24 protein-coding genes and 1 pseudogene are annotated in these 23,328 nt (G+C 69.3%); 11 read left to right on the forward strand and 14 right to left on the reverse strand.

Features of this window, described 5'->3' with window-relative positions:
- Positions 1-144: 144 nt before the first annotated feature.
- The 8 genes and pseudogenes from NS2_RS37155 to NS2_RS35820 all read right to left on the reverse strand — a co-directional run.
- A pseudogene (locus NS2_RS37155) lies at positions 145-507 on the reverse strand (MMPL family transporter); the annotation flags it as partial.
- Positions 504-674, reverse strand: a complete 171-nt coding sequence (locus NS2_RS37160) for a hypothetical protein (RefSeq protein WP_155241101.1) — start codon at positions 672-674, stop codon at positions 504-506. The gene NS2_RS37160 and the pseudogene NS2_RS37155, both read right to left, overlap by 4 nt.
- 3 nt (positions 675-677) lie before the next feature.
- On the reverse strand, positions 678-1,001 hold the full coding sequence (locus NS2_RS37165; protein WP_033086172.1) for a hypothetical protein: 324 nt from the start codon (positions 999-1,001) through the stop codon (positions 678-680).
- A gap of 2 nt (positions 1,002-1,003) precedes the next feature.
- Positions 1,004-1,384 carry a nuclear transport factor 2 family protein gene (locus NS2_RS05080; protein WP_033086227.1) on the reverse strand — a complete coding sequence of 127 codons (381 nt, stop codon included), beginning with the start codon at positions 1,382-1,384 and terminating at the stop codon, positions 1,004-1,006.
- Between the two features lie 46 nt (positions 1,385-1,430).
- Positions 1,431-2,267 (reverse strand): hypothetical protein, encoded by an 837-nt coding sequence (locus NS2_RS05085; protein ID WP_143161406.1) that lies wholly within the window; start codon positions 2,265-2,267, stop codon positions 1,431-1,433.
- An 83-nt stretch (positions 2,268-2,350) separates the two neighbouring features.
- On the reverse strand, positions 2,351-2,686 hold the full coding sequence (locus NS2_RS05090; RefSeq protein WP_147207090.1) for a hypothetical protein: 336 nt from the start codon (positions 2,684-2,686) through the stop codon (positions 2,351-2,353).
- Positions 2,683-3,525 carry a BTAD domain-containing putative transcriptional regulator gene (locus NS2_RS05095; RefSeq protein WP_033086175.1) on the reverse strand — a complete coding sequence of 281 codons (843 nt, stop codon included), beginning with the start codon at positions 3,523-3,525 and terminating at the stop codon, positions 2,683-2,685. Before NS2_RS05095 ends, NS2_RS05090 begins: the two co-directional genes overlap by 4 nt.
- Positions 3,522-3,878 (reverse strand): hypothetical protein, encoded by a 357-nt coding sequence (locus tag NS2_RS35820; RefSeq protein ID WP_033086176.1) that lies wholly within the window; start codon positions 3,876-3,878, stop codon positions 3,522-3,524. The genes NS2_RS05095 and NS2_RS35820 overlap by 4 nt, the downstream gene beginning before the upstream one ends.
- Before the next feature lie 304 nt (positions 3,879-4,182).
- On the opposite strand from NS2_RS35820, the gene NS2_RS05100 reads away from it, so the two are divergent.
- The 4 genes from NS2_RS05100 to NS2_RS05115 all read left to right on the forward strand — a co-directional run bounded on the left by NS2_RS05100 (position 4,183) and on the right by NS2_RS05115 (position 8,465).
- A complete protein-coding gene (locus NS2_RS05100; protein ID WP_033086177.1) occupies positions 4,183-5,316 on the forward strand; it encodes an LLM class flavin-dependent oxidoreductase in 1,134 nt (377 codons plus the stop codon).
- Between the two features lie 8 nt (positions 5,317-5,324).
- Positions 5,325-5,978 (forward strand): FMN reductase, encoded by a 654-nt coding sequence (locus NS2_RS05105; protein ID WP_033086178.1) that lies wholly within the window; start codon positions 5,325-5,327, stop codon positions 5,976-5,978.
- A gap of 42 nt (positions 5,979-6,020) precedes the next feature.
- Entirely contained in the window at positions 6,021-6,980 is a 960-nt protein-coding gene (locus NS2_RS05110; protein ID WP_033086179.1) for a DUF5996 family protein, read from the forward strand.
- 111 nt (positions 6,981-7,091) lie between these two features.
- Entirely contained in the window at positions 7,092-8,465 is a 1,374-nt protein-coding gene (locus NS2_RS05115; RefSeq protein ID WP_033086180.1) for a bifunctional lysylphosphatidylglycerol flippase/synthetase MprF, read from the forward strand.
- Between the two features lie 29 nt (positions 8,466-8,494).
- On the opposite strand, the gene NS2_RS05120 is transcribed toward NS2_RS05115, so the two are convergent.
- The 3 genes from NS2_RS05120 to NS2_RS05130 all read right to left on the reverse strand — a co-directional run bounded on the left by NS2_RS05120 (position 8,495) and on the right by NS2_RS05130 (position 10,509).
- The gene (locus NS2_RS05120) at positions 8,495-9,247 is read right to left on the reverse strand and encodes an alpha/beta fold hydrolase (RefSeq protein ID WP_033086181.1); all 753 of its coding nucleotides are present in this window, start codon (positions 9,245-9,247) and stop codon (positions 8,495-8,497) included.
- Between the two features lie 85 nt (positions 9,248-9,332).
- On the reverse strand, positions 9,333-10,082 hold the full coding sequence (locus NS2_RS05125; protein WP_033086182.1) for an SDR family oxidoreductase: 750 nt from the start codon (positions 10,080-10,082) through the stop codon (positions 9,333-9,335).
- A 46-nt stretch (positions 10,083-10,128) separates the two neighbouring features.
- A complete protein-coding gene (locus tag NS2_RS05130) occupies positions 10,129-10,509 on the reverse strand; it encodes an Rv1352/Rv1906c domain-containing protein (RefSeq protein ID WP_033086183.1) in 381 nt (126 codons plus the stop codon).
- 185 nt (positions 10,510-10,694) lie between these two features.
- On the opposite strand from NS2_RS05130, the gene NS2_RS05135 reads away from it, so the two are divergent.
- The 7 genes from NS2_RS05135 (at position 10,695) to NS2_RS05165 (ending at position 21,116) form a co-directional block, all read left to right on the forward strand.
- Entirely contained in the window at positions 10,695-11,255 is a 561-nt protein-coding gene (locus NS2_RS05135; protein WP_052086056.1) for a sigma-70 family RNA polymerase sigma factor, read from the forward strand.
- Between the two features lie 79 nt (positions 11,256-11,334).
- On the forward strand, positions 11,335-11,790 hold the full coding sequence (locus NS2_RS05140) for a QcrA and Rieske domain-containing protein (protein ID WP_045436519.1): 456 nt from the start codon (positions 11,335-11,337) through the stop codon (positions 11,788-11,790).
- 287 nt (positions 11,791-12,077) lie between these two features.
- On the forward strand, positions 12,078-13,811 hold the full coding sequence (locus tag NS2_RS38175; protein WP_045436522.1) for an N-acetylmuramoyl-L-alanine amidase: 1,734 nt from the start codon (positions 12,078-12,080) through the stop codon (positions 13,809-13,811).
- Positions 13,812-14,200: 389 nt separating this feature from the next.
- Entirely contained in the window at positions 14,201-15,217 is a 1,017-nt protein-coding gene (locus NS2_RS05150) for an Hsp70 family protein (protein ID WP_228102685.1), read from the forward strand.
- A gap of 155 nt (positions 15,218-15,372) precedes the next feature.
- Positions 15,373-16,392: an AurF N-oxygenase family protein gene (locus NS2_RS05155; RefSeq protein ID WP_033086184.1), complete on the forward strand. Its 1,020-nt coding sequence runs from the start codon at positions 15,373-15,375 to the stop codon at positions 16,390-16,392.
- Positions 16,393-16,407: 15 nt separating this feature from the next.
- Positions 16,408-17,991, forward strand: coding sequence for an FAD-dependent oxidoreductase (locus NS2_RS05160; RefSeq protein ID WP_033086185.1), 1,584 nt, complete (start codon positions 16,408-16,410; stop codon positions 17,989-17,991).
- A 680-nt stretch (positions 17,992-18,671) separates the two neighbouring features.
- Positions 18,672-21,116, forward strand: a complete 2,445-nt coding sequence (locus tag NS2_RS05165; protein WP_158660772.1) for an Hsp70 family protein — start codon at positions 18,672-18,674, stop codon at positions 21,114-21,116.
- A gap of 626 nt (positions 21,117-21,742) precedes the next feature.
- Here the strand turns inward: NS2_RS05165 and NS2_RS05170 are convergent.
- The 3 genes from NS2_RS05170 to NS2_RS05180 all read right to left on the reverse strand — a co-directional run bounded on the left by NS2_RS05170 (position 21,743) and on the right by NS2_RS05180 (position 23,213).
- A complete protein-coding gene (locus NS2_RS05170; protein ID WP_177327171.1) occupies positions 21,743-21,892 on the reverse strand; it encodes a hypothetical protein in 150 nt (49 codons plus the stop codon).
- Positions 21,893-22,019: 127 nt separating this feature from the next.
- Positions 22,020-22,667, reverse strand: coding sequence for an HAD family hydrolase (locus tag NS2_RS05175; protein ID WP_036546707.1), 648 nt, complete (start codon positions 22,665-22,667; stop codon positions 22,020-22,022).
- Positions 22,668-22,715: 48 nt separating this feature from the next.
- Entirely contained in the window at positions 22,716-23,213 is a 498-nt protein-coding gene (locus NS2_RS05180; protein ID WP_228102686.1) for a hypothetical protein, read from the reverse strand.
- Positions 23,214-23,328: the final 115 nt, after the last annotated feature.

Genomic DNA, 23,328 nt, shown 5'->3' on the forward strand with positions numbered 1-23,328 from the left:
CGACACTAGCTGTGCCTGGTCGTCGCCGACCTGAACTCGACCAAGAGCCTGGGCTCGGTGATGGCGACCGGCGTGCTGGTCAGCTTCGCGGTGCTCATCACCCTGTATCCGGCCCTGCTGGTCCTGTGCTGGGCTCACCGCGACCGTCACCGCGCTGGCGGCGATCGCCGGTCCGGCCCGGCGGATCGCGGTGGCCATGGCCGCGTAGCGATCCTCCGCGCGGCGCAGCTCCTCCCGATAGCGGGCTGTGAGCAGCAGGGCGTAATCGGTGCCCGCACCGAAAACCAGGACGGTGAGCAGGAATTCGGTATCGCTGTTCACCGTGAGGCCTGCGTGCGCGGCCAGCACGTATATCAGGGCCTGCGCGACGGTCAGCGCGACGCCCACGCACAGCAGCGGCAGCAGCCACAACACCGGACTGCGGTAGGTGACCAGCAGGATGAGCACGACGATGGCCACCACCCAGAAGGCGATGGCGGCCCAGGCGATTCGGCGCAAGAGCTTCATCGCACAACCTCCGGTTCCGGTACCCGCGCGGCGGTGAAGGCCGCCACCGCGACGGCCGCGGCCACCGCGATCGGCGTCAGCGCGCCGACCACCTGATGCGGCCGCGCCGCCATCAGAAACGCCCCCGCCAGCGTGAAGGCGGGCGCACCCCACTGCACCGCCGCCAATGCCTATATCGCGCGCCCCTGCGGTCGATTTCCATTGCGCAGCAGTCGAAGCGTGACCGCGGCCGACACCGAGATGATGATCACCGAGACCACGCCCGCCGCCACCCACGGGCCACCCTCGAACCCCCGGCGCAGCAGCAGCCCACCCGTCATCCCGACGGCACCGCACATCGGCGGCACCACCGCGATCACCCGCCGCGACACGTGCGGCAACTCGGCGGCCGTCGAAAACCGCCGCAGCCGAGCCAATTCCGCGCATTCCACACCCAGCAGCACCGTCAACCCGAGGGCCAGCGTCACCTGCCCGGCCAGCAAGATGGACCCCACGACTACTCGCCCTCCACCGGCACGGCACGGGTCAGCTGATCGATCTCGGCGATCCGCTCGTCGGCGGCCAGGCGGCCCACCATGCAGATCTCGGTGGCGGTCGGCCCGGTGGAGCGAAGCGTGGCGTACAGCGTGTAGTGCGCCGCTATGGCGTCGCCCGACAGCAGGGCGCGATGCACCTTCACCCGCACCGCCTCGGCATTCTTGCGTGCCGGGCGCGCGTGGGTGACCAGCGCTTCGCGCGTCGAGCTCAGGCCGTCATTGCGGAAAGCGATATCGGGGGTGAACCAGCGGTCCACCACGACACCCGGATCGTCGGCACCGAAGGCCATTTCGTGTGGATAGACGGTCAGATACTCGTACAGGTCGGATTCATTTCGCATGCGGCCCACACTGCGGGCCGGCACTCACACCGGGCTCACATCCCGCTCATACGGACTGCCGCCAGGCACGCCTCGATCGCGGCCACCGCCTCGCTACGGGTGAGAACTCGGCCACGTTCGTGAGCGACAACGGCGTCGTCTCCGATCGCCGCCGCCAATTCCGCTCGCAGCGCCACGATGTCGGGATACCGGGCGTCGGCCGCACCCCGCAGTGCGTGCCCCGCCCCAGCGCCTCCGCCGCCGCGCCGGGCAGCCCGGCCGCCAGACAGGTCCGAGCCACCCCGACACTCACCTCGGCGGCCATCGGCATGTCCCTGATCGCCACCGCGGTCGCCCACGTGTCGGAGCAATGCACCACGGCCGCCCCGACCCGTCCCTCCGTGGCTCGTAACAACCCCATCCGCAGCCCGAACATGGCCCGATACGAACGATCCTCGTTCACTACCCGATTCAGATCGCGCTCCACCGCAGCCAGCACCCGCGCCGATTCGCCCAGCTCTCCCTCGAATCGAGCGATATCCGCTGCCAGCAACCGCGCCAGCACCGCATCCCCGGTCGCCAACTGCTCCCTCGGCAAGGTCTCCAGCTCCGTACGCGCCGCCCCCACCGCACCGGAATGCAGCCGGATCATGACCAGCCAAACCCGCAGCGTGACCGCATTACCCAACTCCTGTGCCGGTACCAGCGCCGCGAACACCGACTCCGAAGCCCCGGCGAAATCCCCGAGCGTGGCCTGGGCGAACGCCAGATAAGTCAACGCCGTAGACCACCCCCACCGCTCCCCGGCCTCCTCGAAACATCCCGCGGCCGCCCGCAAATCCCCGTCCAGCCCGGCCACCCCGGAATCGTTGGCGCGCAGGAACGACCTCACCAGCCAGAACATCCCCCGAGTCCAAGCGTCCCTGTGCCCCAACCGCGGTCGCACCACTTCGAGCCCGGCTTCGACCCGCTCTGCCGCCAATTCCATCAGCGCCCAGGCCAATTCGGCTGCCCCATCCAGGCCCGCCCCAGTAGCGTCAGCCGCGCCCACGCGGCTGGGCTCGCCGCCGCTTTCGCGAGTAGGGAATGCAGGGCGAAGGCGGGTGCCAGGGGCTCCGGCACCCGCCCGAGGAGATCCTCGGCGAACCGCGCCACCCCGTCGACGAGGTGCTCGCAATTGTCGAGGATCAGCAGGGCGGGCGCGGTCGGCAACGCCTCCGCCAGCGACGCCACCGGATCCGCCCCGGACGGCTCATGCGCACGCGACATCGCCACACCGAGCCCGGCGGCCACCGCCTGCGGCAGATCCGAGACGTCGGTCATCGCGGCCAATTCCGCCACCCCCACGCCACCCGGAAACCGCCCACCCAACTCGCCCCCGAGCGTGACGGCCAGCCGCGTCTTCCTGCCCCGCCCGGCCCCACCAGGGTCACCAGCCGAGCCCGCCCCAGCCGACCCGCCACCTCCCCCCGGTCCATCTCCCGCCCGACAAAACTCGTCAACGGAGCCCGCAACCGCCCCCTCGCCCCCACCTCGCCGCCCGTCGAATCTCGCTCCCGTCGCGCCCCCGGCGGCATCCGGCCGCGTTCTGCGTGCGAATCCAGTTGGGCCGCCACCGGATTGCCGTCCCCGCCCGGGTGCGGACGCGCTCCCGGGTGGCTGTCGTGTCCGGCCTGCGGATGCGGTGCAGGCAGAGTCTGCTCGGCGGCACGCTGCTCATTGGGCCGTGCGGGGATCTCGCCGCGGAGGAGTTTGAGGTGCAGGTCGAGGAGTTCGGGGCCGGGGTCGGTGCCGATCTCGGTGGCCAGCAGGGTTCGGTAGTGGTCGAAGGTGGCGAGGGCCGCCGTGGTCCGGCCCGCGTCGTGGAGGCCGCGAAGGTGCAGCAGTCGCAGGGGCTCGCGGAGAGGGGTGGCCGCGATCAGGTCCTCGAGTTCGGCGATCAGTAGGGAATCGCCGGGGCGCGTGGTCAATTCGGTGGTGAGAAGTGCCTCGGTCGCGGTGGTGCGCAGTTCGGTGAGTCGGGTGGTGGTCGCCGCCGCGAACGGCAGTTCGGCCACATCCGCGAGGGCCGGGCCGCGCCACAGGGAAAGTCCCTCGCGCAGTTGCCAGACCGCGCGGGCCGGGTACCGGTGCGCCGGTCGGCGCGCGACCGACGCGATCAATGCGCGGTGGACAGCAGGCGGGCTCGCTGACGGGCCTCGTCTTCCGGGCAGGTGGTGGCCAGCGCCCGGCGGCGATTGGTGCGGACGGCCGCGCTGAAGAGCTGATACTCGGCCGAGGGGACACAGATTTCGCGGTACGGGTGGCGCGGGGCGGCCCGGCGGTGCGGGCCGGGAATGACGACGCCGCGCCGCGCACCGGCCTCCTGCGCGCGCACCCACTTCTGCATGCTGCGGGAATCGATACTGGGCAGGTATTCCACCGCACGATCCCATTCCAGGCCCTCCACCTGCATAGGATCGGCGACCGCGGTCACGACAACGGCATATGCCGTACCGACGGTGTTGTCCGCCATTGGATCTACCCCCTGTCCATGCTCGAGATCTCCGGCGTTGCGCGGGGAATGTTCAGGATACGTCGAAAGATCTTGCACTACTGAGTCTTTCGCTGTACCCGCAGGTAGTTTGCGGGTACTCCGCAGTCCTCTCGGGCCGAACCGGGCAGGTGTGAGCGGAATTCCGGCCCGGGCGCGGGGGTTGTCCAGCGGGCTGGAAGTGGCACGAATCACCCGCTCGCCGGGCCCCGGAATACGCCCGCGACCCCGTATGTTCAGGTGGTTGCCATATCCACCAAAGGTGGAAGCGACCACAGGAGGACCCGTGCAGTTCGGACTATTCAGCGTCGGCGACGTCACCATGGACCCCACCACCGGCCGGACCCCGACCGAGGCCGAACGCATCCAGGCCATGGTCGCCATCGCCCGCAAGGCCGAGGAGGTCGGCCTCGACGTCTTCGCCACCGGTGAGCACCACAATCCGCCGTTCGTGCCGTCCTCGCCGACCACCATGCTCGGCTATATCGCGGCCAAGACCGACCGGCTGGCACTGTCCACCGCGACCACGCTCATCACCACCAACGACCCGGTGAAGATCGCCGAGGACTTCGCCATGCTGCAGCACCTGTCCGGCGGCCGGGTGGACCTCATGATGGGCCGCGGCAATACCGGACCCGTCTATCCGTGGTTCGGCAAGGACATTCGTGACGGCATCCCGCTCGCGGTGGAGAACTACCACCTGCTGCGGCGGCTGTGGCGCGAACGGAATGTGAACTGGGAGGGCAAGTTCCGCACCCCGCTGCAGGGCTACACCTCGACACCCGCACCGCTGGACGGCACCCCGCCGTTCGTGTGGCACGGTTCCATCCGCTCGCCCGAGATCGCCGAGCAGGCCGCCTATTACGGCGACGGGTTCTTCCACAACAATATTTTCTGGAACCCGGAGCACACCAGGCAGATGGTGACCCTGTACCGCCGCCGCTTCGAGCACTACGGGCACGGCGCGGCCGAACAGGCCATCGTCGGACTCGGCGGGCAGGTCTTCATGGCCGGGACCGAGGCCGAGGCCAAGCGAATCTTCCGGCCCTACTTCGACAATGCGCCCGTCTACGGTCACGGCCCGTCGCTGGAGGACTTCAGCGAAATGACCCCGCTCACCGTGGGCACGCCCGAGCAGGTCATCGAACGCACCCTGGGATTCGCCGACAATGTCGGTGACTACCAGCGCCAGCTGTTCCTCATGGACCACGCGGGCCTGCCGCTGGAGCTGGTGCTCGAGCAGGTCGAGATCCTCGGCCGCGAGGTTGTCCCGGTGCTGCGCAAGGAATTCGAGGCCCGCCGCCCCGCCGGGGTGCCCAGTGACCTGCCGACCCACGCGTCGCTGGTCGCCGCCGGTCCCGACGCCCCGCACCACCTGGTCGAGCCCGCCCGCGAGCGCGTGCTCGCCGAAGAGAATTGAGGACGGCCATGAGTCGCAAACTCGTCGTGCTGACCGCCGGGCTCTCGCAGCCCTCGTCCACCCGGCTGCTCGCCGACCAGCTCGCCGCCGCGGTCACCGCGGCGGTGGGCGGGCGCGGGGAGAGCCTCGAGGTCGAGGTGATCGAACTGCGGGAACTGGCAAGCGATCTCGCCACCACCATGACCACCGGGCTGCCCACCCCCGCCGTGGCCGCGGCCCGGCAGCGGGTTTCCGACGCCGACGGCATCATCGCGGTGACACCGGTTTTCACCGCGAGCTACAGCGGCCTGTTCAAGATGTTCGTCGACATCCTGGACACCGATGCGCTCAACGGTATGCCGGTCCTCATCGCCGCGACCGCGGGCACGGCCCGGCATTCCATGGTGCTCGACTTCGCCATGCGCCCGCTGTTCGCCTACCTGCGGGCGGTCGTGGTCCCTACGGGTGTCTTCGCGGCCACCGAGGACTTCGGCTCCACCGGCCTGACCGAGCGCGTGCATCGCGCGGCCGCGGAACTGGCCCAGCTGATGGTCGCCGAAGCCACCGGCGTGCAGGGCTTCCTGCAGGACGAGCCGGTCCGCCACCGCAGTTCCGGCAATGGCGTCGGCGCGGTCCGGCCGTTCAGCGAACTGCTCGCCGGGCACACCGGCGACGGCCGGTAGCCGAACAGCTGTAGCTATTCGGTAGCTGGATAGGATGATCGAATGGCCGAGGAAATTCTGCCCGCCATCCCGCTCGACTCCTGGCGGCCCACCAAGGAAACCCTGCACCGCTACGCCCAGATCATCGGCAAGGTCGCGCTGGCCAAGGGGATCAGGCGCAACCACTGGTGGCACATGACCTATCGGCTCACCGCCCGGGGCTGGACCACGGTCCCCCTGGGCAGTGCCACCGACGGCCCGGTCTTCACCTGCGAATTCGACTTCTTCGACCACGTGCTGCGGATCTCGAACGACCGCGGCACCCAGGAGGAGATACCGCTCGGGCAGTCGGTGGCCGTCTTCTACGTCGAGGTCATGAACGGGCTGCGCAATCTGGGCATCGACGTCGTCCTGGCCCACCCCACCCCCTTCGACCTGCCCGACCACGGTCGCCCCTTCGACGAGGACGAGGAACACCGCACCTACGATCCGGCCGCCGCCCAGCGCGCCTTCCGGGTGCAGAGCCAGGTCGGCCGCATCCTGGAGCAGTTCAGCGCCACCTACTCGGGCAAGACCTCGCCGGTCCAACTCTTCTGGCACACCTTCGATGTCGCGGTCCAGCGCTTCTCCGACCGAAAGATCGACATGCCCGACAGCGTGGATCTCGTGACCCGCGAGGCGTATTCCCGCGAGGTGATCAGCGCCGGGTTCTGGTTCGGCGACGACAAGGTCCCCGCGCCGACCTTCTACTCCTACACCGCGCCCGAACCCGCCGGACTCGCCGATCAACCGCTGCGGCCCGGGTCGGCGAAATGGGCGGTCTCGGGCGCGGGCCACAATGCCTACCTGGCCTATGACGACGTGCGCGCCACCGCCGACCCGGTCGGCACCGCGCTGGATTTCTTCCAATCCCAGTACGAGGCGGGCTCGCGGCTCGCGGGCTGGGACGCTGTCGGTCTGGCCTGCCACAATGGCATTACCGATCCCGTGTTGACCTCACCGCGCCTGGGGTGGCCGGAATAACCGCATGCCCCGAATCGTCTCTCCGGCATAGTGTGTCGTAGAGGAGACATGGGATGATCACCATGGGGAGAGGGCCCGCAAGGCTTTCGCGTGTGGAGAAGAGGGGTCCAGATGCGTGAGGAACGCATACCGAATCCGACGCTGACGGCGTATCGGGAAACCACCTTCACCGCCGGTCCGAACACCCGCGTCGGGCTGATGGGGGCGCTGGTCCTGGGCAGCGTCATCCTGGTGTGGGCGGCCGAACGCGCCTCCCGCGAGGGCGACGACCACGGCTGGTTCGTGGCGGTGTCGGTCGCCGGACTGTTCGTGGCGCGTGGCCTGTACCTGCGCCGGCCCATCACCCTGCCGCACCTGACCTTCGCGGCCATGACCCTGGTGGTCTCCAACTTCTCCTACCGGACCGAGCACCCGGTCGCCGGCTTCGTCTTCCTGGCCGCCAGCGGCGCTATCCTGGTGCTGCCGCAGGGCAGCAAGCCCCAGCCCGAACAGCTACCCCGGGTAGCCGAGCTGGTGCGGCGCAGCCATGGGGATCCCTTGGCCCCCTTCGCACTCCACTCGTCCAAGAGCTACTTCTTCAATGACGACGGCTCCGCGGCCATCGCCTACCGGGCCCGGCTCGGAATCGCCGTCGTCGCGGGCGATCCCATCGGCGACGCGGGGCGCTTCCCCGAATTGCTCACCGATTTCTCGCTTTTCGCGGGCAGCCACGGCTGGAAGATCGCGATCCTGGGCGCGAGCCCCCAGGTCACCCGGACCTGGCAGCGCCGGGCCGTGGATCACCGCGGGCTGCGGGCCATCGCCATCGGCCGCGACGTCGTCATCGACGTGGGCGGATTCGATCTGGTGGGCCGCAAATTCCGCAACCTGCGCCAGGCGGTGAGCCGCACCAAGAACTTCGGCGTGACCACCGAGATCGTGCCCGAGGTCGCGCTCACCGAACCCCAGCGCGAGACCCTGCTGGGCATCGTGGACGAGTGGGGGCAGGGGCGGCAGACCCGCGGCTTCTCCATGATCCTCGACCACCTGCTCGACGGGCGGCATCCCGGCATGCTGGTGGTCATGGCGCGCGACGCCGACGGGCGGGTCGTGGGATTCCAGCGCTACGGCGTCTCCGACAACGGCCGGGAACTGAGCCTGGACGTGCCGTGGCGGCGGCACGACGCGCCCAACGGCCTCGACGAGCGCATGATCGTCGACCTGGTGGATTACTCCCGTGGGCGCGGCATCAAGCGAATCTCACTGGCCTTCGCGGCTTTTCCGGAGATCTTCGCCGACAAGCAGCGGTCGCGGCCGATGCAGCTCGCGTATCGGGCCGTGCGGCTGGGCGATTCGCTGATCCGGCTGGAATCGCTGTATCGATTCCTACGGAAGTTCAACGCCTTCGGCGATCAGCGGTACGTCCTGCTGCGGTGGCGCGAGGTAGTGATCGTGGCGCTCGCACTGCTCACCCTGGAATTCGTCCCGCATCGCAAGCAGTACTGAGTCTTTCACTTCGAGCAGTACTGAGTCTTTCACTTCAAGAAGTCGACCAGGGCGGCTGAGAAGCCGGGTTCGGCGACGGCGGCGAGGTGATCGCCGGGGACCACCACGCACCGCGCATCGGGCAGGGCGGCGGCGAGACGTTCGGGTTCGGCCGCGAACGGGTCGGCGTCGCCGGCTAGCACCAGGGCCGGAATCGTGATGCCGCCGAGGTTTTCGATCGGGGCCTCGCTGATGCCCTGGGCGACGGTGGCGATGGCCTCGCGGTCCGCGCCCAGCGCGTCGGCCAGGATCCGGAACATGCGGGCCTGCGGAACGGCGTCGCTGAGGTTGCCGGTCATGGCGGTCACGATGTCCTCGGCATCGATGACGCGCCAGTCGATTCCGCCGCAGTCCACCACCCCGCACCCGATGCCGCCGATGGCCAGCCGCTCCACCCGCTCGTCGGCCGAGGCGACCAGCAGCGAGATGATCCCGCCCATCGAATAGCCGACCAGCGCAACCCGATCCAGCCCGAGCTCATCGAACAGCGCACGCAGATCGTCGGCCATGAACTGCCACGAATAGCGGCTCCGGTCGTGCGGCTTCTCCGACCGCCCGTGCCCGCGCGCATCCAGCGAGATGACGTGGTGCCCCGCCCGGCGCAGCGCGGCGACCACGCCGACGCTCATCCAATTGGCATTGGTATCGGCCACAATCCCGTGCTGGAGGACCACCGGCACGCCCTCGCCCTCCCAGACGGTGTAGTTGAGCTCCAGCCCGTCCCAGGTGGTGAACTTCGCCATACACCCGACCCTAGCGGCCCGGCCCCCTTCCGGGCCACGATCGCCGGGGAACCCGGCCCCGCCGACTTCGCCGGGCGACGGCAGGTCAGCCCATCCGGGCCATGACGGCGCGGGGGAGCAGCGGCATCACCAGACCCAGTACGCGCCAGGGCCATTCGGGCACCGACGCGCGCACGGCCTCGCGTTCGATGGCGGCCACCATGGAGCCGACGCCCTTGTCCAGCGGCACGACGAGCTTGGCGTCCCCGGCCTTGGCGGCCATATCGGTGGCGATGAAGCCCGGCTGCACCGTGGTCACCTTGATCGGGGTGCCGCGCAGCTCGATGGCCAGCCCCTCGCCCAGCGCCGTCACGCCCGCCTTGCTGGCGGCATAGGCCGTCTTCTTCCCGGGCAGCCCGCGCACGGCGCTCATGGAGGAGATGAGCACCAGGTGTCCCGCCTGCTGCTGCCGGAAGATGCTCATCGCCGCCTCGGCCTGGGCCAGCGCGCTCACGAAATTCGTGGTGGCCGTGGCCAGATTCGCATCCGCCCGCCCGGTGCCGATGCGGGCGCCCTTCCCGATCCCGGCATTGACGATGACCCGGTCCAGGCCGCCGAGCTCGGCGCGCAGTTTCTCGAAGACCTTCGGGACGGCCGCGTGGTCGTCCACGTCCAGGCCGCGGACCGCGATCGTAATTTCCGGGTGCGCGGCGAGCAGTTCGTCGCGCAGTTCCTCGAGGTTCGCCACGCGCCGCGCGCACAGGGCGAGATCGCGGCCGCGCCGGGCGAATTCGCGGGCCATGCCCGCGCCCAAGCCCGAGCTGGCACCGGTGATGAGAATCTTGCGCCTGGTCATGCCGTCACCCTAGCCGCGTCGGCGGAATTCCTTCGCGCGAGCAGGGTTATCCGAATGACCCGGTGTTCGGTCGGGCGGGCGCCAGGTGCCAGGCACCGCAGTTCTGGGTGGAGAACGCCACGTCGGTCGCCTTGATCTCCACGGTGACCGGCTTGGTGCGGACGAAGTCACTGGCGATGATGTAGTAGTTCGGGTCCGGATAGTCGGTGGGGGTCTGGACCTTCCACAGCCGCCGCCAGAAGCAGCCGCCGGTGGCCGGGTCGGGCGTCCCGTCGCCGATATAGGTGCCCGGCTCGATATCCACATTGACCAAGTAGGTGCCGTCGACCGTGATATCGGTGGCCAGTTCGGCGGCCGCGATTCCCGATGCCGTCATTGTCAGCGCGGAAGCGAAGGCTCCCGCGGCCACGAGCGCGCCTGCACGCACAGTTTGCCTCCCTGAGCAGCTCACTTGCGCCGCACGGTTCCCGGCGTGCGGCGTCGGGTGACCCCCGCGTCTCCCGGGGAGGGGTCTATCAGAAAATCCGGTCTGTTTTCGGGAAATCGGCCGGATTCGGGTAATTACACAATCGCGAGCGATGCCCTTGCGGGCTTCCCGACGATATTCAGGACATGGGAAGTCCTTGCCCGGTCATCGTGACCGAATGCGCCGCGCACTGCGCCCGGCTGTGCACCGACGCGGGCCTGGCGGCCGTGCTGGCCGCCGACCGTGGACTGCTGCACTGGCGGGCCATGAGCCGCCTCGGTGATCCGGGCCTGGCCGAGCACGCGGTACAGGAGACCCTGCTGCGCGGCTGGCGCGCCTGCGCCAGCTACGACCCCGGCCGGGGCAGCGTGCGCACCTGGCTGCTCACCATCGAACGCAACGTCCTCACCGACACCGCCCGCTTCCGGGCCGCCCGCCCCGGCGACACCAACTGGGACGAGATCGGGGAACAGGCCGAAAATCACAGTGCCCGCCCCGATTTCGTGGAAGATCTGACCGACGGGCTGTTGGTCGCCGACCTGCTGGCCCAGCTTCCGGCGGCCCAGCGCGACGCGGTCGTGCAGGTCATCCTGCGCGATCGCGCCTACCAGGACGTCGCCGCGGATCTGGGGATACCGGTCGGCACCGTGAAGACCCGCGTGCACTACGCGCTGCGTTCGCTGCGCCGTTTGCCCCTCAGCGCGTGAACCGGCGGAGCTTCCCGCACGTCACACAAGAGTGGCCGGCCCGAGACCGACCGGACGGCCCCCGAGCGAGGAGTTATCGATGACCGAAACCAATCCGGGCCCCGGCGGATTCGCCCTGGACCGCCGCACCGCCCTGGCCGCCACGGCGATTGCCGTCACCGCGATGACGGTGGCGGCCTGCAACGACGGCACGAGCGAGCCCGCCGCGGCCGCGTCCAACACCACCCAGGCCAAGGCCCCGGCCAAGCAGCAGGACGACGACGAACTGGCCTACACGAAGGATGTGCCGGTCGGTGGCGGCATCATCAAGGGCGACACCGTCATCACCCAGCCGGCCGCGGGCACCTACCAGGGCTTCTCGTCGACCTGTACGCATCTGGGCTGCAAGGTGAACGAGGTGACCGACGGGCTGATCAAGTGCCCGTGCCACGGCAGCAGCTACCACTTGGACGGGTCGGTGGCGGGTGGGCCCGCACCGCGCGCGCTGGATGCCAAGGCCATCAAGGTGGAGGGCGACAAGATCGTTTCGGCCTGATCCGGGGTCGAATGATTCGCGGCCGCCGCGCTGCCGTTCTCCTCGGGCGCGTCGGCCGTATTCGCGCGTCCGAGTGCGGGATAGTGACGCGGTGGTCGTTTGCCCATTGCCCTCGGCAACGCCCTGAGCAGTGGTTTTGGACGTCCGACCACGGGTAACGGTTCCATTACGAAGCTTGCCAGCGGGTAGCTGATGTTGCCAGAGTGCTGGTTGTGGTTTGAGTTAAGAGCTGAGTCTGGTGTTACTAGTGGGAAGGGAGGGGCGCTCCGCCCGAGCGCCGTCCGCTTATGAAACCGAGCATCACCAAGGCCGGAATCTGCACCGCCGTCACCGCGGCGGCCATCACCACCGTGGCCGGGATCGTCCCGGTCGCCGCCCTGGCCGCGCCCGCGCTGCCCGAGCTGCCCCAGAAACTCGCCGGGAAGACCGTCTTCCTGGACCCGGGCCATCAGGGCCCCAACCACACCCAAGACGTGAACAAGCAGGTCAGTGATGGCCGCGGCGGCACCAAGGCGTGCCAGACCACCGGCATGACCAGCCTGCACGGCGTCGCCGAACACACCATCAACTGGAATGTCGCGCAATTGGTCCGCACCTCGCTCGAGGGCCTGGGCGCGAAGGTGGTGATGAGCCGTCCCGACGACACCGGCTGGGGCGGCTGCGTCGACGACCGGGCCAAGGCCGCCAGCGCCTCGGGCGCCGATATCGCCCTGAGCATCCACGCCGACAGCGGCCCGGCCACCGGGCACGGCTTCCACTTCATCGTGCCGCAGCTGCCGGTGCCCGACGCCAAGGTCAACGAGGTGCAGTCCGGCGCCGGGCTGGCCGCGACCAAGGCGCTGCGAGATGCCTACGTGCAGAGCGGATATCAGCCCGCCACCTACAACGGTGCGGTCGAGGGATTGCAGACCCGCTCGGATATCGCCGGGCCCGCGCTGACCACGGTGCCCGACGTGTTCCTCGAGATGGGCAATGGCGCCAATGTCGAGGATGCCGTGCAACTGGAGAGCCCGGAAGGCCAGCTCAAGCACGCGGTCACCATTGTCACCGGGATCGCGTCCTACCTGCTGGGCGTGCCCGTGCCCGCCGAGGCCGAGCCGGCGTCCGAGCCAGGTGCGCAACCCGGACAACAGGTTCCGGCACAGCCCGCCCAGGTGCAGGTGCCGGCCGCGGTTCCGGGGCAGACGCCCGCGCAGCCGGGTCAGGCGCAGGCACAGCCCGGACCGGCTGCCGCTCAGGGCGAGGTGCCGCAGGCCGCGGTTCCGGCGCAGGCCCCGCTCGCGCCCCAGGCCCAGCCGCAGGCGCAGGTCCCCGCGCAGCAGGCGCAGACGCCCGCGCAGCCGGGGCAGACTCCGGCGCAACCCGCACAGGCACCCCAGATCCCGACTCCGGCGGAGGTGAATCCCGAACGCGCGGGTGAGTCTCCGGTCGAGGGCGGATTGCAGGTCTTCCAGCAGCTGGCCGATCAGTTCCTGAACTGGGAGCAGGCACAGCAGGGCGTGCCGCAGACCGCGCCGCAGGCCCCGCGCGCGGGGCAGCCCGCACCGCAGGCGCAGCCCGCGCCCGCGGGACAGCCGGGTGCGGCCGCGCAGCCGCAACCTGTTGCGCCGCAGGTCGTTCCGGCGCAGCACGGCAAGGAGCCGGGTGCGCCCGGCGCGGCGGTCAAGCCGATCGCGGATCAGCGGGCGCCGCAGCGCGCACCGGGTGCCCAGCCGCAGTCGCCGGGCGCGCAACCGCAATCACCCGGCACACCGGCCAGCCCGCAGACCCCGTCCCCGGCGAGCCCTGGCGCGCAGGCGAATCCGGGCGCGCAGTCACCGTCGGCCGACAAGGGCGCCAAGTCCGACGGGCTGGATGTCGACACCATGAGCACGCTGGTGCAGACGGCCATCAAGTTCTTCGGCCCGCTGGCCAAGATGCTCATGGGCACTACCGGCGTCGCTCCGGACCTGATCAACCTGGCCTACAGCGTGGTGTCGGTACTCAGCAGCAACATGCTGAAGACGACCACCACCAACTGAGTCGACGCCCCCGCCCCGTCATTCCGGCCGGAAAGCGCGCCGGGATGACGGGGTTTTCCGTATCGGACGACGGGTTTTCGCCGTCACTCGACACATCCGAACCGCACCTGTCACATCCGAACCGTTCGGCACCTTCTGCCCCGTATCCGGCGAACCGACCGAGCCGGGCAAACATTGCGCGACCCGAACATGCGCGGGCCCTTGCACTCTCGCCTGCCTGGACAGCATGGTTCTGGCGGCGGACCGGCGCACGTGCGGACAACCTCGTGTCCGGTGGTTGGCAAGCATCCGGCGCAGGAGTTGCATGAATTCGGGTCGGGTTCAGACGGCCGGCGACAACGCCAGGTCCGATGAGGACTCGTCGATCGAGGTGGATGATGGCGTTCGGTGTGGGTTTGTCAATCGGCACGGTCAATACGGTCTGCTCGACGGCGGCCGATCGATCGGGAAAATATCCCCCCGGCCGCAAGGGCCCCAACAGCCCGCCGGCGACCTGGCGCACCACCCTCACCTTCGACAGTTCCGGTACCGCGCGGGTGGGCCGAATTCCCCGGCACGGGCGGGTGATCACCGAATTCGCCGACCTCACCCAGCGCGGAGCGCCGGTCGCGCGGGTCGGGCACCGGGCGCTCTCGGCCGCGGATCTCGTTGCGACAGTGGCCTTCAGCGTGTCCTCGGAGGTGCTGGGGCAGTCCCCGGCCGGGCCCCTGGGGAACGGGGACGCGGGCATCGCGGTGACCCACCCCGCCGGTTACCCCGCGAATCTGGTCGCCGATCTGCGCACCGCGCTGGACGGGGTCGGGCTCACCGCCGTCACCCTGGTGGCCGAGCCGATCGCCGCGGCCACCTGGCTGGCGGCCGAACGCGGGCCGCTCACACCGGGTTTGGCGCTGGTCTACGACCTCGGCGGGTCCGGGCTGGACATCACGCTGCTGCGGGTGGGCATGGGCGCGCCCAGCAATCCGGTGGTCGGACTGCCGCTGCACTCGGTCGAATACGGCGGGCGCGCCTTCGGTGACATGGTGGCGCGCAAGCTGCGCCGCACGGCCGGATCGCAGGTGGTGCCGCGCGGACTCTCGGACGCGGATTCGGGGGAGTTGCGCAGTGAGCACATTCGCCGGTCGCTGGGTCTGGTCTACAAATGCCTGCGCATCGCGGACGTGACCATGGCCGATGTGGATCGGATCCTGGTCGTCGGCGGCGCGGCCCGCCCGCCCGAGGTGGCACAGGTACTGGCCAAGGAATTGGCCCGCCCGGTGGTGGTCGGCCCGGACCCGGAACGCACCATCGCCGACGGCGCGGCCATCGCGGCCCGCCAGGCCCTGCTGGACCACGATTCCGGCGGCCACCGCCACCATTCCTTCACGGGCCTGTTCCGGCGTGTCACGCGGGTTGCCGCGCTCTGAATCGATCATTTGACCTGTTAACGGTGGGTTTGCCGGGAATCGTGTGTCTATCGGCGCTAGCTCGTGCAAGCATCTTTGCGAGCGGTTGTTGACGGCTCTCCAGTTTGGTGTAACCATGGGGCACAGATAAACGCTCTACTGGAGAGGTGACGACGATGTCTCCCACCACGACGCCCGTCGAAGACCCGGTGGTTGCCGAAGCTCAGGAGTATGCCAACAAGCTGCTGCTGCTTTCGGAAGGGTCGGTCAACAAGAACTTCGACCCATTCGAAGACATCGACTGGGAGAACCCCGACTTCGACTCCAATGCCCGCCCGGAGCGCTGGATCCTGCCGGAGTCCGCGGACCCGCTCGGCCGTCACGAGTGGTACCAGTCCCTGCCCGTCGAGCAGCAGATCGCGCTCGGCAAGTACCGCCAGGCCAATATCGCCAAGGTCGGCCTGCAGTTCGAGTCCATCCTGATCAGCGGCATGGTGAACCACACCTTCGGCCTCGCCAACGGTGACCCGGAATTCCGGTACTGCACCCACGAGATGTCCGAAGAGCTCAACCACACCCTGATGTTCCAGGAGATGGTGAACCGCATCGGCGCGGACGTGCCCGGCATGGGCCCGCTGGTGCGGCAGCTGCGCTTCTTCGGGGTACCCGTCGCGATCATGTTCCCGAACCTGTTCTTCATGGCCGTGCTCGCCGGCGAGGAGCCGATCGACCACATTCAGAAGGACATCCTCCGCTCGGGTGAGGAGGTGCACCCGATCATGCGCGGCGTCATGTCGATCCACGTCGCCGAGGAGGCGCGCCACATCTCCTTCGCGCACGAGTTCCTCAAGCAGCATGTGCCCGAGGGCAATGTCGCCAACCGCTTCGTGCTCTCGATCGCCATGCCGATCGTCATGTTCATCCTGGGCCGCTCCATCGCGACTCCGCCCAAGAAGTTCTTCCGCGAGTTCGACATTCCGGAGTCGGTGCGCAAGGAGCTGTTCTACGGCTCCAAGGAGGCCAAGCAGGTCTTCAGCGACTACTTCATCGACGTGCGCGCGCTGGCCACCGAGATCGGCCTGATGAACCCGATCTCCAAGCAGGTCTGGAAGATCTTCGGCATCGACGGCCGGGCCTCGCGCTACCGCTCGGAGCCGATCCGCTCCAAGGCCGCCCGTTCCGGCAAGGTCGCGTAGGAAGGGGAACGTCCAGTGCCGTACGTTGTCACCCAATCCTGTTGCAGTGACGCCTCTTGCGTCTACGCCTGCCCGGTCAACTGCATCCACCCCACGCCGGACGAGCCGGACTTCCTGACCGCGGAGATGCTCTACGTCGACCCGCAGGCCTGCGTGGACTGCGGGGCCTGCGCCACCGCGTGCCCGGTGGACGCCATCACCTCGACGAAGAAGCTGACGGCAGAACAGCTTCCGTTCATCGAGATCAATGCCGACTTCTACCGGCAGGAGCGGCCGCGGCCGCTGCTGGCCCGGCCGGTGCCCGCGGCGGCGGTCAAGCCGGGGCGGGAACCGTTGCGGGTGGCCGTCATCGGGTCGGGGCCCTCGGCCATGTACGCGGCCGATGAATTGCTCACCCAGCCCGGTGTTTCGGTGACCGTGTTCGACAAGCTGACCCAGCCCTACGGCCTGGCTCGCTTCGGTGTCGCGCCCGATCACGTCAAGACCCGCAAGGTGGCCAACCTCTACGACGTGATCTCCGCGCAGCCGGGATTCGGGTCGTATCTGAATGTGAATGTGGGCCAGCATATTTCGCATGATGAGCTGCTGGCGCACTTCCACGCGGTGATCTACGCGGTGGGCGCCTCCTCGGACCGCAAGCTCGGGATTCCGGGGGAGGGGCTGCCCGGCAGTGTCTCCGCCACCGACTTCGTGGCCTGGTACAACGGGCATCCGGAGCAGGCGGGGCGGCACTTCGACCTGTCGTCGCGGCGCGCGGTGATCGTGGGCAACGGCAATGTGGCGCTGGACGTGGCGCGCATTCTGACCATCGATCCGGAACTACTGGCCGGGACCGAGGTCTCGCAGCGGGCGCTGACGGCACTGCGGCGCAGCAATATCGAGGAAGTCGTGATCCTGGGGCGGCGTGGGCCGGCCGAATCCGCCTTCACCGTGCCGGAATTCGTGGACCTGCTGGGCGCTGATGTCGACATCGTGGTGGAGGGTGAGATTCCCGAACCGGTCGAGGGCATGTCGCAGAAGGTCGAGCACAAGCTGAAGCTGTTGCGCGGCTTGGCACAACGGCCGGTCGGCGGGCGCAAGCGCATCGTGTTGCGGTACCTGTCCGCGCCGGTGGCCATTGCCGGGGTGGATCGGGTGACCGGGGTCGAGGTGGTGCGCAACGAGCTCGTCACCGGCGACAACGGGGCCGTGCACGCGGTGCCGACCGAGGATGTCGAGACTTTCGACGCCGGGCTGGTGCTGACCTCGGTCGGATACCGGGGCGTGGCGCTGCCGGGGCTGCCGTTCGACGAGCGGGCCGGGATCATTCCGAATGCCGACGGCCGGGTGACCGAGGAGTCCGGCGGCGCGGTGGTGTCGGGTGCCTATGTCACCGGATGGATCAAGCGCGGGCCGACCGGATTCATCGGGACCAACAAGTCGTGTGCGCAGCAGACCGTGCGGCAGCTGGTGGATGACTTCAATGCCGGCCGGTTGGCCCAGCCTGCCCGTGGCGCAGGCGATTTCGACCGACTGGTCGGTGAGCGGCAGCCGCACGCCATTCGCGGTGGCGCGGTCAACCGGCCCCGCCGCAGGCTCCCACTGCTGGTGCGTCGCTGATCCAACCCCTTTCGGCGATGTCCACCCGAGGCCGTCGCACGCCGATTCCCGGGCGTGCGACGGCCTTCGCCATTTCCGGGATGACGGGGGCGGCGGGATCGCACTCTTGTGCCGGATCCGCTGACTTTTTGTGCCTGGCAACGTATCCGGCCGGGCTTCGGCTGCGAATCTTCGGGGCCCGGCGTGCGCGCCGTACCGATGATGTTGTGCGAGTTGTAATGCCGCGTTTGCTCGGAGCGACATCACCGGTAGTACAGAAGATTTCATCGCGAATCACGGACGGTGAAGCGGCCCGCGTGGGGTATTCCGGGGTAGCTACCGACCAGTGATCGGTAATTCCCCGCTCCGAACTGACGTTGCGGTTTTGTTTTCCGGACACTATTCGCCTACCGGTTGGTATGTATTTTTCGTTCGCTGAGCTGTAGCCATCGGGAAAGACTGTTCGGTTGTTTTTGTCTGGCAGTCGGATTCGATCTTGCTCGGGCGGTTGCCTGACCAGTAGATTCGCCATCTTCGCTACTGGACGCGAAATCTTTTCTCCCGATTCGATATTCAAGTCCCGCAAACGCCAGCTAACCTGAACGCGCTGTTTGGAAAACGACCGCGACCACATGGTTGGTACGCCTGTGGGGCCGTGGTCTCGGTGCGTTGACGGGATAGCGATGACAGTTGGCTTTGGCATGAGCATCGGTACAGTGAACTCCGTATGGGCGACCTCGGCCGGTGATCGGATCCGGCCCTCGGTGCGCGTTCGCCGCACGGCGGTCACCTTCGACAGCGCCGGCGGGCCACGAATCGGGGGGATTCCCCGGTTTGCGCCGGTCGTCACCGACTTCGCCGATCTCACGACCGAGCCGGACCCCGTGGTCATCGGCGGCCGCATCTGGTCCCCGGCGGACCTGGTGGCGGCCGTGGTGAACGGGCTCATCGAGTCGAACGCCCCCGAGGCTCCCGCCGTAACCACCTACCCCGCTTGCTATTCGGACAAACACGTCACGCGGTTGCGGCGGGCGCTGGACTGGTCCGGGGCGGCCGACGTCACCCTCATGCCCGAGCCGGTCGCCGCGGTGGAATGGCTCGACAATGAATACGGCATCTCCGAGGCCGGACTGACGCTGGTCTACGACCTCGGCGGGAACAGCCTCGACCTCGCGGTGGTGCGCACCGAGGCCGACCGCCAGGAGCGGGGCATCCTCGGCCGCGCCGAACGCTCACACGAATACGGCGGCCGCCCGCTCGGGACCCTGCTGGCGCGCTACGCCCGCAGCATCGCGCCCGGCGCGACGCAACCGGTGTCGGCCGTGGTGCCCGCCGCCGATACGAATCGGTTGCGCAGCTGGCACATTCGCAATTCACTACGGCAGGTGCGCTCCTGCGTGCACCGCGCCGGGCTGCACATGGAGGAGATCGATCGGGTGCTGCTCATCGGCGGCGCGGCGCGGCCCGCCGAGGTCGCGCGGGTGCTGGCCGACCTGGGCCGCCCGGTGATCATGTCGCCCGATCCGGCGCACACCGTGGCCGTGGGCGCGGCCATCGCCGCCTTCCGCAGCATCGACAACGGCTCGGCCATCGCTCGCTACGCGCCCCGTGCGGCCGTGATCTCCGGTGCGGCAGTGGCTTCCGCGCTGGCCATGTCGGCGGCCACCGTGCTCGGCGGGCTGGTCGCCGGACCGCCCAATCTGAAGGCCGCCCCCGAACCGGCCGACCCGCCGGCGGGTGCGACCGCGCTCGGCACCGGCGATGTCATAGTCCTGGAGGACGCGGCCGCGCCGCCCGGCCGGGGATCCCACGCCATCGCCACGGTGGCCGCCGTCCGCGCCTACGCGCCCATCGCCCCCACCGTCACCCAGACCTGGGTCAAGGGCCGCCCCGTCGACACCACCAACGCGGGCACCCACTGCGAAACCCGCGCCTTCACCGACGGGGCCGTCACCTACGCCAACCCGGCCCAGTTCACCAACCCCCTGCCATTCCAGAACCCCGCCCTCAACGGCTGGACCGTCGGCCCCATCACCGGCGGCACCCTCCCGGCCGTCAGCATTCCCGGTAACACCGCCCAGCCGATCTCCGGCACCCTCCCCGGCACGCCCCTGCCCGGGACCTCGCCCGGCACGACCCTGCCCGGAACCTTGCCCGGCACAACACAACCCGGTTCCGGTCTGCCGGGTGCGGGCCAACCCGCCGCAGGACAACCCGGCATGGGTCAGCCCGACGCGGGCCAGCCCGGCGGTGCACAACCGGGGGCGGGTCAGCCCGGCACGGGCACCGGCGACCCGGGCACCGGCCAACCCGGCGCGGCTCAGCCCGGCAGCACCGATCCGGGCGGAACGGCGGGCGGCGGCCAGCCCGGGTCCACCCCGGCCGACGGAACCCCGACAGGTGCCACCCCCGGAATCTCCACCCCGGGCAGCACAACCGGCGGAACCACCACGGGCGGAACGCCTTCGGCAGGCACCCCCGGCACCGGCTCCCCGGCCGGAGGCGCGGGCTCCACCCCCGGCGGCACCACCGGCAACCCGGCCGGATCCAATACCGGCGGCTCCCCAGGCGCTTCCAACCCCGGCGGAGCCAACCCCGGCGGCTCGAACCCGGGTGGATCCAACGTCGGTGGTTCCAGCCCCGGTGGTTCGAACCCCGGCTGGTTCCAGCCCGGCTGGTTCCAGCCCGGCTGGTTCCAGCCCGGGTGGTTCGAACCCGGGTGGTTCCAGCCCGGCTGGTTCCAACCCCGGCGGCTCGAGCCCAGGTGGTTCCAGCCCCGGTGGTTCGAAGCCGGGTGGTTCCAACCCCGGCGGCGGAATCGGTTCCGGCGCAGCCTCTCCCGGCGGCTCGGGCGCAAGCTCCCCGGGCGGCGCGACCGGCGGTACCAACGGTGGCGGCTCCAGGGGCGGCGGCTCCGCACCCGGCGGAATGGGCGGTGGCGGCATGAGCGGCGGCGGAGTGGGCGGCGGCGGCATGAGCGGCGGCGGAATGGGCGGCGGCGGAATGGGCGGTGGCGGTATGGGCGGTGGCGGCGGTGCGGGTGGCGGCGGCAACGGAGGTGGTTCCGGTGGCCACCGCTGATCACCTACGACGCTGCACTTCTCGGCGGCCCTTGCGGTCCCGGAGCGGTCACCTCGGATCGGTGAAATCTCACCCGCCGATCTCGAGCCCTGCTCTGCCCGAAGGCCTTCCAGACTTGGCGGCCACAGCCGATGTGAACGGGTCCGAGTCGGCGGCCGACGGGACGGCGACGGGTGTCGATCTCGTGCGGCACTGCGTATCCCCGCGACCCTCGTGTTCCTCACGCGATCGCTTCGCACCGGCTGATTTCCGCCGATCGCCGGTGCGGTGGCCGGCTCGCGGGGCGGGCGATCCGCGCTCCGCGAGCCTGGCGGCGCTGGTTCTCGGCGGTCGGCTGCATTGTGCTGCGGTTGGGCGGAGGGATTGCGGGGGTCGGCTTTTCGGCTTGACCCGCGGCGGGCGTGATGTCCCACACGCCGGCGCGGGTGGCGGGGGAGACGGGGCGGTGGCGTCCCACCATTCGCCCTCTCCCCACGGCGACGCAGGTGGACGGCGGGACTGACCAACCCGCCCCACCTCGTCCCCGAACTCGAGCGAGGCCGGCAGCGGCCCGCTCCCATGGACCGGCGACAGGACGGCAGGGGACCTGCACCCCCTCGGCTTGTTGTCGAAAGTGACCGGCCCACCCCGCGTTTCCAGTGCCCGGACGCGTGGTGGGCCTGTCGCGAATCCTCGATGGACACAAAGCGATTCAGCGAGGGGTGAAGCCGCCGTCGATGGCCAGCGCCGGAACCTGGTGGCGCAGAACGTAATAGACCGCCGTCAGATTGAGCTCCAGATCGGCGCGCCAGCCGCCCTCGTCGATATCCTGCACCGCACCGAAGGCCCTGACCGCGCCCACGTTGTTGAAAGCCGCGTCCAGACGCCCAATTTCGTTGACATGTCATAGTCAACCTCGCGGGGGAAGTGGTCACTGGCGGGAAACGGCCGTCGCACTTGACGTATCAACGACCTCGGGGATCTCCGGATCAGCTGGGAGCCAGCAGATCCGGGAGCTCGTCGAGACCGTTGATGACGGTGGCGCGGGTGGCGTCGGGTAGTTCCGCGGTGAGGTAGCCCCAGGGGCCGCGGCGGATCAGTGCCGGCATCATGCCCGCCGCCAGGACGGGCAGGACGTCATTGTCGACGCGATCGCCGACGTAGCAGATCTCGGCCGGGGTGACGGCGGCCACCTCGGCGACCTTGGTGAAGAATTCCGGATCCGGCTTCTCCAGATCCCACTCGGCCGAGGTGAAGATGCCGTCCACCGGCAGGGTCATGCGCTCCAGGGCCGATTTCGCCTGTGGCGGTTGATTCCCGGCGATGATCACGGTGATGCCGCGGCGCCGGAGTTCGCCCAGGGCCCGCCGGACATCGGGGTAGAGGTCGTCGGCGTCGAAGTTGACGCGCAGGCTGCCGGGTTCCTCGGCGGCCCAGGCGATCTGCTCGGCCTCGATATCGATGCCCGGCCGCACCAGCTCGAACGCGTCGACGAGGGGGCGTCCGGTGGCCGCCATGCCGCCGATCACGCCCAGGAAGGCGAAGCGCGGGATGCCGAGCCGGTCGGCCCAGCGGCACCAGATGCGCGTCTCGTCGATCAGCGTCTCGCCCACATCGAAAACCGCAGCCTTGATCATTCGCCCAGCGTATCGGGCGCGCGGTCAGCGCCGTGCGGTGAGGAAGGCTCAGGGCTGTGCATTGATGAACCCGATGACGGTCGCGCCCCACCAGCAGATCTGCGACACCAGGCCGGTGGCCGCGCCCCAGGCCAGTAGACGCGGCGTCAGTGCGGTGTCGCCGCAGGCCCGCAGGCGGCGGTTGAGCGCGCCCGCCTGAATGCCGTTGAGGGTCAGCACGAGAACCAGCGCCAGCTTGGTGCGCGTCATGGTCGAGGCCAGATTCGGTTCCAGCACGCAGCCGCTGGCCACCAGCCCGGCCAGTCCGAGCCAGATCGGCACGTGCAGCGTGCTCACCGTGCGCAGTGTCTCGGTCAGCGTGAGACGTCCTGCGGCCCAGCGTAAGACGTAGGAATCGGCCATGAGCACGCCGCCGAATCCGATCACCAGCGAGACGAGGTGGATGAACAGCCCGCCGGTGTGCACGGCCGGACTGGCGGAGACGTGGGCGGCGATCCAGACGGCCGCGGCGAGGGTGCCGGTGGCCAGCAGTGCGCAGGCGGACACGATTCCCCAGGAATGGTGCGGGATTCCCGCTGTCCCGATGCGGTACCGGGCACTGCTGGCCTGAATCATGGCGAGCCTTCTGTTAGGTAAGCAAAGCCTAAATTACTAAGAAGGC

It is taken from the genome of Nocardia seriolae NBRC 15557 (genome assembly GCF_007990715.1).
Classification (GTDB): Bacteria; Actinomycetota; Actinomycetes; order Mycobacteriales; family Mycobacteriaceae; genus Nocardia; species Nocardia seriolae.

Coding starts and splice junctions, on each gene's coding strand:
- NS2_RS05080 (WP_033086227.1), bottom strand. CDS start 1,384: ATGCGAAATGAATCCGACCTGTACGAGTATCTGACCGTCTATCCACAC.
- NS2_RS05085 (WP_143161406.1), bottom strand. CDS start 2,267: ATGTTCTGGCTGGTGAGGTCGTTCCTGCGCGCCAACGATTCCGGGGTG.
- NS2_RS05090 (WP_147207090.1), bottom strand. CDS start 2,686: ATGACCGACGTCTCGGATCTGCCGCAGGCGGTGGCCGCCGGGCTCGGT.
- NS2_RS35820 (WP_033086176.1), bottom strand. CDS start 3,878: ATGGCGGACAACACCGTCGGTACGGCATATGCCGTTGTCGTGACCGCG.
- NS2_RS05105 (WP_033086178.1), top strand. CDS start 5,325: ATGAGTCGCAAACTCGTCGTGCTGACCGCCGGGCTCTCGCAGCCCTCG.
- NS2_RS05110 (WP_033086179.1), top strand. CDS start 6,021: ATGGCCGAGGAAATTCTGCCCGCCATCCCGCTCGACTCCTGGCGGCCC.
- NS2_RS05115 (WP_033086180.1), top strand. CDS start 7,092: ATGCGTGAGGAACGCATACCGAATCCGACGCTGACGGCGTATCGGGAA.
- NS2_RS05120 (WP_033086181.1), bottom strand. CDS start 9,247: ATGGCGAAGTTCACCACCTGGGACGGGCTGGAGCTCAACTACACCGTC.
- NS2_RS05125 (WP_033086182.1), bottom strand. CDS start 10,082: ATGACCAGGCGCAAGATTCTCATCACCGGTGCCAGCTCGGGCTTGGGC.
- NS2_RS05135 (WP_052086056.1), top strand. CDS start 10,695: ATGGGAAGTCCTTGCCCGGTCATCGTGACCGAATGCGCCGCGCACTGC.
- NS2_RS05140 (WP_045436519.1), top strand. CDS start 11,335: ATGACCGAAACCAATCCGGGCCCCGGCGGATTCGCCCTGGACCGCCGC.
- NS2_RS38175 (WP_045436522.1), top strand. CDS start 12,078: ATGAAACCGAGCATCACCAAGGCCGGAATCTGCACCGCCGTCACCGCG.
- NS2_RS05155 (WP_033086184.1), top strand. CDS start 15,373: ATGTCTCCCACCACGACGCCCGTCGAAGACCCGGTGGTTGCCGAAGCT.
- NS2_RS05165 (WP_158660772.1), top strand. CDS start 18,672: ATGAGCATCGGTACAGTGAACTCCGTATGGGCGACCTCGGCCGGTGAT.
- NS2_RS05175 (WP_036546707.1), bottom strand. CDS start 22,667: ATGATCAAGGCTGCGGTTTTCGATGTGGGCGAGACGCTGATCGACGAG.